We start from the raw sequence: 12,411 nt of genomic DNA on the forward strand, positions 1-12,411 counted from the left end.
GCGCGCAAAGCCATCGATTGCATCGTCGCTTCGCGTCGCGCGTCCGACAGTCACGCGCCGGCTACTTTCTTGACCAGCGCGCCAGCGACTTTCTCGGATACGTAGCCGAACACCGCGCCAACAACGAGCGAGATCGCGACGTTGACAAAGGGATTTTCCAGCGAGGCGGCGGTGACGGCGCCGAGTTTGTTGCCGGCTAGCGCGAGTCCGACGGTCGGGGCAAACCCGATGACGGTCGCCGGAATATCGGAGAGCGCCGACGCTTTGGCGGCGTAGACGGCGATGAACACCGTGATGAGAACGCAGATGGCTGCCCAAAGCGGAACACCCAGCGATGCGCCCAGTGGGATCTGCGTCACCATCAGCAGGAGCACCCATGCGATGAACGCGCCGAACACGTTGTGCGTAATTGTCTTACCGAGCCCCGCTTCCTTGCCGCCGCAATGATAGAAGGAACCCCAGCCTAGAAAGGCAGCCCAGATCTGCAATCCCATGCCGATCGGCGAAAGAAATAGATATGCAGCTATGGCTCCGAGCACGCTAATGCTCACCGCCAACGCAGTGATAAGGTCCATGACGTTTCCCCTCTGGTGCGCCGACAGGAATGGCGCGGCAGTGACTTTCGTGGACCTTCATCCTGCCCGGTATAGTACTGTAGTCGTAGGCCGACGCATCGCAAAGACGAAGTGATGGACTCGTCGAGTCTCGCGCAATCGCGGCTTCAATTCACCTGCCGGTCCTTCCCCGCCCAATAGGGATCGCGCAAATTCCGCCGCAGAATCTTCCCCGACGGATTGCGCGGCAGCGCCTCGATGAAATCCACCGTCTTCGGCGTCTTGTAGCCGGCGATCCGCGTGCGGGCGAAATTGATGATGTCGGTGGCATCGGCGCTCTTGCCGGGCTTCATCACCACGACTGCCTTTACCGCTTCGCCCCATTTGTCATCCGGGATGCCGATCACGGCGGCTTCCGCCACGTCGGGGTGATCGCATAGCGCGCTCTCCACTTCGGCGGGATAGATGTTCTCGCCGCCGGAGATGATCATGTCCTTGATGCGGTCGTGGATGTAGAGATAGCCGTCCTTGTCCATGTAGCCGGCATCGCCCGTGCGCAGCCAGCCGTCTGGGCCAAGCGTCTTCGCGGTCGCCTCCGGCAGGTTCCAGTAGCCGACCATGTTGGAGCCCGAGCGGGTGGCGATCTCGCCGACTTCGCCCGGCGGCAGCGGCTTGCCGTCAGGATCGAGAATCGCGAGCTCGATGCCGGGCAGGGCCTTGCCCGCCGAGCGCATGCGGTCGAGCCCCTCGATGTGGTCCTCCGGCGGCAACGCCACGATGGTGCCGGTTGTCTCGGTCATGCCGTACATCTGCACGAAGCCGCATTTGAAGACTTCGATGCATTCCTTCAATAGCGCCGCCGGAATTGGGGATGCGCCGTACAGCATGTATTTCAGCCGCGAGAAATCCATCGTCCGCGCACGCGGCTGCCGCACCACGAACTGCATCGCCGCCGGCACCATGAAGAGTTTCGTGATGCCGGACTGCTCGAAGAAGTCGAGCACTCTTGTCGGATCGAACTCGCGCGCGATCACGCCCTTGGCGCCGTGATAGAGCCCCATCACGCCCCAGCCGGAGCCGCCGATATGGAAGATCGGCATCGCCACCAGCGACACGTCGTCGGTGGTCCACTTGTTCCATTCCGGCTTCTCGGCCTCGCTGCCGGTCTGCACCAGGTTGAGGAAGTTGGCATGCGAGAGCATCGCGCCCTTTGGCTTGCCTGTCGTGCCTGACGTGTAGAGCTGGATCGCGACGTCCTTCGGCTCGATCTTCACCCTGGGATCGTCGCCGCTCTGCGCGTCGCGCCAGGCGGTGAAATCCTGCCACTCCGGCGCGCCGCCTTCGGTCGTGATGATGTGCCTGACATCGGGCAGTTCCGCCTTGATGTTGCGAACCTGTGCGATGAACTCGGGACCGACGAACAGCGCCGGCGCCTTGCAATCGCCGACGATGAAGGCGACTTCGGGACCTGCAAGCCGCCAGTTCACCGGCGCCATCACCACGCCGGCCTTCATCGCGCCCATCAAGAGCTCGAAATAGAGGTCGCTGTTCTTGCCGAGATAGGCGATGCGGTCACCCTTCTTCAGGCCCAGCGCAATCAGCGCATTGGCGACGCGGTTGGTCTTGACGTCGAACTCGGCAAACGTGGTCTTCCGTCCCTCGAATTCGTAGACCTCGGCATTGCCGCGGTTCTTCGCCTGCGCGCGCACCATGTCGGCGAGGTTTGCCGGAGCTGCCGTGGACATGTTTCTCCCGAGATGTTGTTGTTTGTTGTGATGCTACCACGTCATTGCGAGGAGCGAAGCGACGAAGCAATCCAGCTTTCGTGCAGCGGCGAAGGGAAGCTGGATTGCTTCGCTTCGCTCGCATTGACGGCGAGGGAGCTCAGGCTCTCTTCGCCCGATCCTTCTCGTTCTGCGCGCTGATCGCGTCGCGCGCCTGCTGCCAGTCGGCGTCCGACCATTCGCGCATCTCGTAGAAATTGCCGCCGGTGGCAAGCGCCTGGGCGCCGTCCATCGCAATGGTCTCGCCGCTGATCCAGTCGCAGCCGCCGGAGATCAGGAACACGGCGAGGTTCTGCAGCTCCTCCATCTTGCCGACACGGCCCATCGGGTTGCGCGCGATGGTGCGCGCGCCGGGCTGGTCGTTGGGGTTGAGCCGCTTGCTCATGCCTTCGGTCGGAATCTCGCCGGGCGCAATCGTGTTGAGGCGGATGCCGTAGCGACCCCATTCCGCCGCCAGCGACATCGTCATGGCGTGGATCGCCGACTTGCTCATCGCCGACGGCACCACGAACGGGCTGCCGTTGCGCACCCAGGTCACGGTGATGGAGACGACGTTGCCGGGATGCTTGCCCGCGATCCAGCGCCGCCCCACCGCATGCGTCACGTAGAACGTGCCGTGCATCACGATGTTGGCCACCGCGTCGAAACCGCGCGGCGAAAGGTCCTGCGTGCGCGAGACGAAATTGCCGGCCGCATTGTTGATGAGGTCGGTGAGGGGGCCGCCGGCCCAGATCTGCTCGATCATCTCGTCGACGGCAAGCGCGTTGCGGATGTCGACGCCGTGGCTGACCACGCGCCCGCCATACTCGCCCATCAGCTCGGTCGCCGTCTCGTCGCAGACGATCTTGCGGCGGCCGCAGATATGCACCTCGGCCCCGAGTTGCAGGAATTTGGCGGCCATACCCTTGCCGAGGCCGGTTCCGCCGCCGGTCACGAGAATGCGCCGTCCGGCGAGAAGCTGATCGTTGAACATCGTTTCCACCCATGTCCCGTATGAAGGGGGATTTGTTAATTGGTCGATTGACTAAACCCGAATGACGGCCTTTGTGTAAAGCCGCAACAAGAAATTCAGGTGAGGAGATTTGCTCATGGAAGATCGCGTCTCGATATCGATCGCGGACGGTATCGCCGACGTCCGGCTGGTGCGCGCGGACAAGATGAACGCGCTGGATCAGGCGATGTTCGAGGCGCTGGTGGCCGCAACCGACCGCCTTTCAAAGGAAAATGCAATCCGGGTGGTAGTATTGTCCGGGGAAGGGCGCGCCTTCTGCGCCGGCCTCGACATGGGCCGTTTCGCGGCCATGAAGGACAAGGGCGGTAACGGAGTAGCTGGTGGCGAAAGCCGCGACCTCACCAAGCGGACCCACGGCCAAGCCAATTTCCCGCAGCAGGCGGTATGGGGCTGGCGCCAATTGCCGGTGCCGGTGATCGCCGCCATCCAGGGCGTCGCCTTCGGCGGCGGTTTCCAGCTCGCGCTCGGCGCCGACATCCGCCTGATGGCGCCGGATGCGCGGATGTCGATCATGGAGATCAAATGGGGCCTGGTGCCGGACATGGCGGGCACGCCGATCCTGGCGAGCCTCGTCCGCGACGACATCCTGCGCGAGCTGACCTACACGGGACGCATCTTCTCCGCGCAGGAGGCGCTCGCCTACGGCCTCGCCACCCGTATCGTGGACGACCCGCGCGCGGCCGCGCTGGAAATGGCGCGCGACATCGCGGCCAAGAACCCGCACGCCATCCGTGCCGCCAAGCGCATGATGAACAACCTCTCCGTCGATCCCGGCCCGGCGTTGCTGGCGGAATCGGTCGAGCAGCAGAAGCTGATCGGCAGCCCCAACCAGACTGAAGCCGTCCGCGCCAACATGGAAAAGCGCGCGCCGCGGTTTGCGGAGGTTTGAGCCGTCATGGCCGGGCAAAAGCGCGAAGCGCGTCTTCGCGCTAGATGTCCCGGCCATCCACGTCTTGCTTGACGGCAACAGAAGGAAGACGTGGATCACCGGGACAAGCCCGGTGATGACGAGAACCAACACTGTGCCCAAATAACGAACAAGCAAATGACCGATAGCTCCCTCTTCCACGGCATTATCAGCGGCAACCGCCGGCGCAACCACGACGAGGTCGCCGAACGCGCCGGGCGCGTCGCCTCCGGCCTGAAGTCGCTCGGCGTCACCCAGGGCGACAGCGTCTGCATGCTCATGCGCAACGACATCGCCTTCATCGAAGCCGCGTACGCGGCGATGCGGCTCGGGGCCTACGGCGTGCCGATCAACTGGCACTTCAAGCCGGAAGAGATCAATTACGTCCTCAACGACTCCGGCACGCGCGTGCTGATCGCGCATGCCGACATGCTGCATCAATTGCGCGAGGCGATCCCGGAAGGCGTCACCGTGCTCGCGCTGCCGACGCCGCCGGAGATTCTCGCCAACTACAAGGTCGATCCCGATCACCTGCCGATGCCCGATTTCGCGATCGATTTCGAATCCTGGCTGATAGGCTTTCCCCGCTATGACGGCCCGGCGGTGCCGCAGCCCGCCAACATGATCTACACCTCGGGCACCACAGGCCATCCCAAGGGTGTACGCCGAAATGCGCCGACGCCGGAGCAGACCGCCAACGCCGAACGCATGCGCGCGCTGATCTACGGGCTGAAGCCCAATGCCCGCGCCATCCTGCCCGGGCCGCTCTATCACTCCGCGCCGAATTCCTTTGGCCTCCGCGCCGGCCGTCTCGGCGGCGTGCTGGTGCTGATGCCGCGCTTCGATGCCGAGGAGTTTCTGCGGCTGATCGAGGGGCAGAAGATCGACACCATCTTCATGGTGCCGACCATGTTCATCCGCCTGATGAAGCTGCCGGAAGAGGTGCGCAGGAAGTACGACATGTCCTCGCTGCGCCACATCATCCATGCCGCGGCGCCATGCCCGGCCGACGTCAAGCGCGCCATGATCGACTGGTGGGGCCCGGTGATCTACGAGTTCTACGGCTCCACCGAATCGGGTGCAGTGACCTTCGCCACCTCGGAGGACGCGCTGAAGAAGCCCGGCACCGTCGGAAAAATCTCGCCCGGCGCGGAGCTGCGCTTCATCGGCGAGGACGGAAGCGAATTGCCGCCCGGCCAGATCGGCGAGATCTATTCGCGCATCGCAGGAAATCCCGACTTCACCTATCACAACAAGCCGGAGAAGCGCGGCGAGATCGACCGCGAGGGCTTCATCACCTCCGGCGACGTCGGCTACATCGACGAGGACGGCTACGTCTTCATCTGCGACCGCAAGCGCGACATGGTGATTTCCGGCGGGGTCAACATCTATCCCGCCGAGATCGAGGCCGTGCTGCATGCGTTGCCCGGCGTGCACGATTGCGCCGTGTTTGGTATCCCCGACGCCGAATTCGGCGAGGCGTTGATGGCCGTGGTGGAGCCGATAGCAGGCGCGGCGCTCGACGCCGCCGGCATCCGCGCGAGGCTGAAGACCTCGCTCGCCGACTACAAGGTGCCGAAACACATCGAGATATCGGCCAATCTGCCGCGCGAGGATTCCGGAAAAATCTTCAAGCGTCGCCTGCGCGATCCCTATTGGGAGCGGGCAGGGCGGAGGATTTAGTCCAGCTGTCGCAGGAATCGTAGGGTGGGCAAAGGCGCGGAAGCGCCGTGCCCACCTTCAAGTTCCGTACGCCTGAGGGTGGGCACGCTGCGCTTTGCTCACCCTACGATTTTTCCGAATTCCTCTTGACTATTACGCAAATCGGAACTATCTTCCCCCTCAGCCCGTGCCACCGTGAGGGACGTTTCGCGATCGTCACGAAACGTGGTGCGGGTTGCGATGGGCCGCTTGCTGTGTCAGGTGCTTGCACCGGGCGAAACGCAGCGGCGGACGGTGAAATCGTGTGGTCCTGGCGCCGCGACCCTGGCGCTACGTCGGCGGACTCTTCCGTCGGCTACGGGGGCAAGAAAGGCCGCTCCCCGGGGAGAGTACGTATAAGCCGCCAAACCATTGCGCGGGGAAGGTCGGGATGTCCTGGCTGTACCTGTCAAATCCGTGTGCGTTCTTTCACTACCCCCTGCACGCGGTGCTGCGGGCGCAGCCGGCGCCCGACCTTCTCCGCGCCCTCTATTCAAGAGGGAGCAAACGAATATGCAAGACCCGGGCGAAATCGAGCTGCGGGAACGTAGTCGCTTGTTCCGCTGTCATCGCCCGGCTTGCCGCCTTCGCGAAGGCTTCGGCGGCCGAGTGAGATTGTGGCCCGGCGTAGCCTTGGCGGAGACGGGACCGGGCGACCCAGTATTCCAGAGACGCCAGCGATGAAACCGACAGGCCGCGGCACTGGATCCCCGCATTCGCGGGGATGACGACTTTGAGTGTGGCTAGCTTCGCGCCTCCATCTTCGTCTTGCACTGCATCAAAAAACTTGCACACTCCCGGATGAGCCGGGCAGCCTCTGGAGTAGCCAGCCCAATGTCACCCCAGACCATGCCTACCGACACGGAGATCCGCACCAGGCGCGCCGAAGAGGCGCAAGCGCTGGAGGAAGACGTCCGCCTGCGCAACGACATCCGTCTGCTCGGGCGCATCCTCGGCGACACCGTGCGCGACCAGGAGGGCGCCGACGTCTTCGACCTCGTCGAGCGCATTCGCCAGACATCGATCAGGTTCCATCGCGACGACGACAAGCCGGCCCGGCGCGAGCTGGAGCTGATCCTCGACAGCATGTCGATCAGCCAGACCGTGCGGATCGTCCGCGCCTTCAGCTATTTCTCGCACCTTGCCAACATCGCCGAGGACCAGAACAACATCCGCCAGATGCGCTCGCCGACCGGTCCGGGCGGGACGCCGCGCGCGAGCGTCCTGGTCCAGACACTGGCGCATGCGCGCGCCGCCGGCATCGGCTCCGCCGATCTTCGCCGCTTCTTCGAGACCGCAGAGGTCAGCCCGGTGCTGACGGCGCATCCGACCGAAGTCCGCCGCAAGAGCACCATGGATCGCGAGATGGAGATCGCGGCGCTGCTCGACCGGCGCGAGCGGGTGCAACTGACCCCGGAGGAGGCCGCAGCCGAGGACGAACAGCTGCGCCGGGGCGTGCTGACGCTGTGGAAGACCAATCTCTTGCGCCGGACAAAGCTGACGGTACTCGACGAGGTCGCCAACGGCCTTTCCTTCTACGACTACACCTTCCTGCGCGAGGTGCCGCGGCTGCATTGCGCGCTGGAAGACAAGCTGAACGAGGGCGAGGGCGCGGCGCGGGGTGAACTGGCTTCGTTCCTCAAGATGGGCAGCTGGATCGGCGGCGACCGCGACGGCAACCCGTTCGTCACTGCCGAGGTCATGCGCGGAACGCTGAAGCTGCATGCCAGCCGGATATTGCGCTTCTATCTGGAGGAGCTGCACGTTCTCGGCTCGGAGCTGTCGATGGCCGCGCACCTCACCGACATTTCCAAGGATCTGCGCGCGCTGGCCGAGCGTTCGCCGGACAAGTCGCCGCATCGCAGCGGCGAACCCTATCGCCTGGCGGTGTCGGGCATCTTTGCGCGGCTCGCCGCAACCGCCGCGCGGCTGGGCGTGGAAACGACGCGTCCTGCAGTCGGCGCGGCGGCGCCATACGCCGATACGGCCGAATTCAAGACCGATCTCGACGTTCTCTACCGCTCGCTATTCTCGAACAATGCCGGCGTGATCGCGCGCGGCCGGCTGCGCCAGTTGCGCCGCGCGGTGGATTGCTTCGGCTTCCATCTCGCGAGGCTCGACATCAGGCAAAACTCCGCCGTGCACGAGCGAACGGTTGCCGAGCTGATCGACGCGGCGATGCCGGGCATGTCCTATATGGCGCTGAACGAGGAGGCGAGGGTCGCGCTGCTGTCGAAGGAATTGAGCAATGCGCGTCCGCTGACCTCGAACTTCGTGAAATACAGCGAGGAGACCGCCGGCGAGCTCGCGGTGTTCCATGCGGCAGCCGAAGCCCATTCTCTCTACGGCGCTGCCGCGATCCCCCAGTGCATCATCTCGATGTGCAAGGGCGTGTCCGACATGCTGGAAGTGGCGCTGCTGCTGAAGGAAGGGGGGCTCATCCACCCTTCCGGCCGCAGCGCGATCAATATCGTGCCCCTGTTCGAGACCATCGAGGATCTGCAGGCCTCCAGTGGCATCATGGACCGCATGCTGTCGCTGCACGATTACCGCAAGCTGGTGGACAGCCGCGGCGCACTGCATGAGGTCATGCTCGGCTATTCCGACAGCAACAAGGACGGTGGCTTCGTCACATCGGGCTGGGAACTCTACAAGGCCGAGATCGGTCTCGTCGAGGTGTTCGAACGTCACCACGTCCGGCTGCGCCTGTTCCACGGCCGCGGCGGCTCGGTCGGCCGCGGCGGCGGGCCGAGCTACGACGCCATCATCGCCCAGCCCGGCGGCGCCGTGAACGGCCAGATCAGGATCACCGAACAGGGCGAGATCATCTCCAGCAAATACTCCAACGCCGAGGTCGGCCGCAACAATCTGGAGATCCTCGCCGCCGCCACCCTGGAAGCGAGCCTGTTGCAGCCGAAGAGAAGCGCGCCGCGCTCGGAATATCTCCAGGCGATGGACGAATTGTCCGATCTCGCCTTCAAGGCCTATCGCGGGCTGGTCTACGAGACCGAGGGGTTCGCCGATTATTTCTGGGCGTCCACCGTCATCAACGAGATCGCGACGCTCAACATCGGCAGCCGTCCGGCTTCGCGCAAGAAGACCCGCGAGATCGAAGACCTGCGGGCGATTCCCTGGGTGTTTTCCTGGGCGCAATGCCGGCTGATGCTGCCGGGCTGGTACGGCTTTGCCAGCGCCGTCGAGAGCTGGATCGCGAAGAATCCCGACAAGGGCATGGCCTTCCTGCAGGAGCTCTATCGCGAATGGCCGTTCTTCCGCATGCTGCTGTCGAACATGGACATGGTGCTGGCCAAGAGCTCGATCGCGATCGCCTCGCGCTATGCCGAGTTAGTGCCCGAGGTCGAGCTGCGCGAGAAGATTTTCGGCCGCATCAAGGCCGAATGGCACGCCTGCATCGATCTGTTGCTGAAGATCATGGGGCAGGATCGCCTGCTGCAGGGCAACCCGCTGCTCGAGCGCTCGGTCCGCCAGCGTTTTCCCTATCTCGATCCGCTCAACCATGTGCAGGTCGAGCTTCTGAAGGAGCACCGCGCGCAGAACCCGGACGAGCAGGTGCTGCGCGGCATTCAGATCACGATCAATGGCATTTCGGCGGGCCTGCGGAATACGGGTTAAGGCGAATGGCGAGTGGCGAATAGCGAATGAAATCCCCATTCGCCATTCGCTACTCCCTATTCGCCAGCTTAGATCGGATCCCACGGGAAAATATCGGCCGAGCGGTCCAGCTTGTAGAAGGAATCCTTGAGCGCCGGCATGCCGTGCTCGGCAATGGTCTGCGGCGTCCAGCCTTCGCTACGGTGCACCGAGCGCAGCGGGCGGTTCTGGCTGAACAGGAAGATCTCGTTCATGCGCACGCCGAAGATCTGCCCGGTGACGTCCTTGGCGGCGCCGGACATCAGATAGGCGCAGACCGGCGCGATCTTTTCTGGGCCCATCTGCTTGATCTTCTCGACCCGGGCCTTCTGGGCCTCCGTCTCGGTCGGGATGGTGCCGATCATGCGGGTCCAGGCGAACGGCGAGACGCAGTTGGAGCGCACGTTGAAGCGGCCCATGTCGAGCGCGATCGACTTCGACAGGCCGACGATGCCGAGCTTGGCGGCGGCGTAATTGGCTTGGCCGAAGTTGCCGATCAGGCCGGAGGTCGAGGTGAAGTGCACGAAGGAGCCGCTCTCCTGCTCGCGGAAGATGCGCGCCGCGGCGTGGCTGACGTAGAACGAGCCCATCAGGTGCACCTTGATGACGGCCTCGAAGGCTTCCACGCTCATCTTGTGGAAGATCATGTCGCGCAGGATGCCGGCATTGTTGACGACGCCGTCGAGGCGGCCGAAATGATCGGTCGCGGTCTTGACGATCTTGCTGGCGGGGATCGCTTCCGCCACCGACTCGAAGTTGGGAACGGCAATGCCGCCGCGCTTCTTGATTTCCTCGACCACCTCCTCGGCCGGCGCGGCCGAGTTGCCGGCGCCGTCGGCGGCGCCTCCGGGATCGTTGACCACGACCTTGGCGCCCTCGGCGGCGCACAAGAGCGCAATCTCGCGCCCGATGCCGCGGCCTGCGCCGGTGACGATGATGACCTTGTCTTGCAGCGATCTTGCCATTGGGTTCTCCTGTTGGATCCGTCATTCCGGGGCGCGCATAGCGCGAACTTTGGTGCGCAATTGCGCACCAGAGAATCTCGAGATTCCGGGTCTGGTCCTTCGGACCATCCCGGAATGACGGGCTGGCTACTTCTCGTTCGCAAAAATGATCGTGCCGGACGCGGCGAACATGCCGCCGACGCCGTGGCAGACCGAAATCTTCGCGTCCTTGACCTGCGCCGCCGCAATGCCGCGCATCTGCCGCACGCTCTCCTGCAGCGCGTACATGCCGTACATGCCGGAGTGCATGTAGGAAAGGCCGCCGCCATTGGTGTTGAGCGGCAGCTTGCCGCCCGGCCGCGTGTTGCCGTCGGCGATGAACTTGCCGGTTTCCTCGTACGGCATGAAGCCGAGATCGCCGAGACCGTAGAGCGGCAGGTGCGCAAAGGCGTCGTAGATCATCAGGTGATCGACGTCCTTGTGGGCGATGCCGGCCTCCTTGAAGGCGAGGGGGCCTGCGACCTTGAAGGCGCGCGAGGAATTGAAGGTTTCCATCTGGCTGACCATCGGCGTTTCCACGCTCTCGCCGGTGCCGAGGATGTAGACGGGCTTGCGCGGAAAGTCCTTGGCGCGGTCTGCGGAAGTGAGGATCAGCGCGCCGCCGCCGTCGGTGACGAGGCAGCATTGCAGCAGGCGGAAGGGATAGGCGATCATCCGCGAGTTCAAGACATCGGCGACCGTGATCGGGTCCTTCATCATGGCGCGCGGATTCTTCGCGGCCCACTCTCGCTGCACGACGGCGACCATGGCAAGTTGCTCATGGGTGATGCCCCATGTCTTCATGAAGCGCAGCACCGGGATCGGGAACATGCTCGGCGGACCGTAGACGCCGAACGGCGCCTCGAACTGGCCTTGCAGGCTGTCGGCGGGGATCGAGCGCGGCAGCTTGCCGATCATCGACTTGCCGCTCTCGGCATGCGTGATCAGCACGGTCTTGCAGAGGCCGGCCTCGATCGCAGCCGCGGCGTGGCGGACATGCAGCATGAAGGAGCAGCCGCCGACCGAGGTGCCGTCGACCCAGGTCGGCTTGATGCCGAGATAGTGGCAGACCTGCTGCGGGCTTTCGACCGCGGTGGCAAAGCCGTCGATGTCGGAGAGCTTCAGCCCGGCATCGGCGATCGCATTCAGCGCCGCATCGGCATGGAGCTGGATCTGCGACATGTTGGGGATGACGCCGAGCTCGGTGGTCTCGGCCGCGCCGACGACGGCAACAGAATTCCTGCGCATGGCTGCTTACCTCTTCGCCGGACGGAACATGGGAAGGGTGATCTTGTCGTCGAGCTTTTCGAACGCGACTTCCAACCTCATGTCCAGCTCGAGCGCTTCCGGCGTCTGCGGGCAGTCGACGATGTTGCTCATCATGCGCGGGCCTTCGTCGAGCTCGACGACGGCAATCGCATAGGGCGGGGTGAAGCCGGGCGCGGCCGGGCGGTGATTGATGACGTAGCTGTAAAGCTTGCCCTTGCCGCTGGCCTTGAACGCGGTGACCTTGCGCGAGGCGCAGGACGGACAGAACGGCCGCGGAGGGAAGTAGACGTTCGAACAGGCGTCGCAACGCTGCAGGCGCAACTCGCCGGCCTTGGTGCCGTCCCAGAAATGCTGGGTTTCCGGCGTCGGTTTCGGTTTGGCGCGCGCAGGCTCGGCCATTTCGGCAAGTCCTCCCTGGGGTCGGGTAAAGGCCCGTTTGTTGCGGTCTTGATGCGACAATCGACCATTCCTCGTCAACGGTCCACCGGCGCCCGCGCATGGCCTTATGCCGGAAGCCTGAGAACTTGTATGCCACTGCCTCGCCGCGTAG

9 protein-coding genes are annotated in these 12,411 nt (G+C 64.1%); 3 read left to right on the top strand and 6 right to left on the bottom strand.

Annotated features, from left to right (window positions below; all coding sequences use genetic code 11):
* Positions 1 to 50: 50 nt before the first annotated feature.
* The 3 genes from ACT4OC_RS26325 to ACT4OC_RS26335 all read right to left on the bottom strand — a co-directional run bounded on the left by ACT4OC_RS26325 (position 51) and on the right by ACT4OC_RS26335 (position 3,311).
* Complete coding sequence (locus ACT4OC_RS26325) at positions 51 to 575, bottom strand: DUF1097 domain-containing protein (protein WP_444841968.1); 525 nt, start codon at positions 573 to 575, stop codon at positions 51 to 53.
* Positions 576 to 721: 146 nt separating this feature from the next.
* Complete coding sequence (locus ACT4OC_RS26330; RefSeq protein WP_444841969.1) at positions 722 to 2,299, bottom strand: fatty acid--CoA ligase; 1,578 nt, start codon at positions 2,297 to 2,299, stop codon at positions 722 to 724.
* Positions 2,300 to 2,438: 139 nt separating this feature from the next.
* On the bottom strand, positions 2,439 to 3,311 hold the full coding sequence (locus ACT4OC_RS26335) for an SDR family oxidoreductase (RefSeq protein WP_444841970.1): 873 nt from the start codon (positions 3,309 to 3,311) through the stop codon (positions 2,439 to 2,441).
* A gap of 115 nt (positions 3,312 to 3,426) precedes the next feature.
* Here ACT4OC_RS26335 and ACT4OC_RS26340 point away from each other — a divergent pair, with 115 nt between their 5' ends.
* The 3 genes from ACT4OC_RS26340 to ppc all read left to right on the top strand — a co-directional run bounded on the left by ACT4OC_RS26340 (position 3,427) and on the right by ppc (position 9,591).
* Positions 3,427 to 4,239, top strand: coding sequence for a crotonase/enoyl-CoA hydratase family protein (locus tag ACT4OC_RS26340; RefSeq protein ID WP_444841971.1), 813 nt, complete (start codon positions 3,427 to 3,429; stop codon positions 4,237 to 4,239).
* 156 nt (positions 4,240 to 4,395) lie between these two features.
* The gene (locus tag ACT4OC_RS26345) at positions 4,396 to 5,940 is read left to right on the top strand and encodes an acyl-CoA synthetase (protein ID WP_444841972.1); all 1,545 of its coding nucleotides are present in this window, start codon (positions 4,396 to 4,398) and stop codon (positions 5,938 to 5,940) included.
* Between the two features lie 852 nt (positions 5,941 to 6,792).
* Positions 6,793 to 9,591 carry a phosphoenolpyruvate carboxylase gene (gene ppc, locus ACT4OC_RS26350; RefSeq protein WP_444841973.1) on the top strand — a complete coding sequence of 933 codons (2,799 nt, stop codon included), beginning with the start codon at positions 6,793 to 6,795 and terminating at the stop codon, positions 9,589 to 9,591.
* A gap of 68 nt (positions 9,592 to 9,659) precedes the next feature.
* Here ppc and ACT4OC_RS26355 read toward each other — a convergent pair whose 3' ends face one another.
* From ACT4OC_RS26355 to ACT4OC_RS26365, 3 genes are all read right to left on the bottom strand, one after another.
* The gene (locus ACT4OC_RS26355; protein WP_444841974.1) at positions 9,660 to 10,574 is read right to left on the bottom strand and encodes an SDR family oxidoreductase; all 915 of its coding nucleotides are present in this window, start codon (positions 10,572 to 10,574) and stop codon (positions 9,660 to 9,662) included.
* Between the two features lie 126 nt (positions 10,575 to 10,700).
* Positions 10,701 to 11,840 carry a thiolase C-terminal domain-containing protein gene (locus ACT4OC_RS26360; protein ID WP_444841975.1) on the bottom strand — a complete coding sequence of 380 codons (1,140 nt, stop codon included), beginning with the start codon at positions 11,838 to 11,840 and terminating at the stop codon, positions 10,701 to 10,703.
* Between the two features lie 6 nt (positions 11,841 to 11,846).
* Positions 11,847 to 12,260 carry a Zn-ribbon domain-containing OB-fold protein gene (locus ACT4OC_RS26365; protein WP_444841976.1) on the bottom strand — a complete coding sequence of 138 codons (414 nt, stop codon included), beginning with the start codon at positions 12,258 to 12,260 and terminating at the stop codon, positions 11,847 to 11,849.
* Positions 12,261 to 12,411: the final 151 nt, after the last annotated feature.

The sequence above is a fragment of the Bradyrhizobium sp. genome (assembly GCF_052389815.1).
In the GTDB taxonomy this organism is placed as follows: domain Bacteria; phylum Pseudomonadota; class Alphaproteobacteria; order Rhizobiales; family Xanthobacteraceae; genus Bradyrhizobium.

Coding starts and splice junctions, on each gene's coding strand:
- ACT4OC_RS26325 (WP_444841968.1), bottom strand. CDS start 575: ATGGACCTTATCACTGCGTTGGCGGTGAGCATTAGCGTGCTCGGAGCC.
- ACT4OC_RS26330 (WP_444841969.1), bottom strand. CDS start 2,299: ATGTCCACGGCAGCTCCGGCAAACCTCGCCGACATGGTGCGCGCGCAG.
- ACT4OC_RS26335 (WP_444841970.1), bottom strand. CDS start 3,311: ATGTTCAACGATCAGCTTCTCGCCGGACGGCGCATTCTCGTGACCGGC.
- ACT4OC_RS26340 (WP_444841971.1), top strand. CDS start 3,427: ATGGAAGATCGCGTCTCGATATCGATCGCGGACGGTATCGCCGACGTC.
- ACT4OC_RS26345 (WP_444841972.1), top strand. CDS start 4,396: ATGACCGATAGCTCCCTCTTCCACGGCATTATCAGCGGCAACCGCCGG.
- ppc (WP_444841973.1), top strand. CDS start 6,793: ATGTCACCCCAGACCATGCCTACCGACACGGAGATCCGCACCAGGCGC.
- ACT4OC_RS26355 (WP_444841974.1), bottom strand. CDS start 10,574: ATGGCAAGATCGCTGCAAGACAAGGTCATCATCGTCACCGGCGCAGGC.
- ACT4OC_RS26360 (WP_444841975.1), bottom strand. CDS start 11,840: ATGCGCAGGAATTCTGTTGCCGTCGTCGGCGCGGCCGAGACCACCGAG.
- ACT4OC_RS26365 (WP_444841976.1), bottom strand. CDS start 12,260: ATGGCCGAGCCTGCGCGCGCCAAACCGAAACCGACGCCGGAAACCCAG.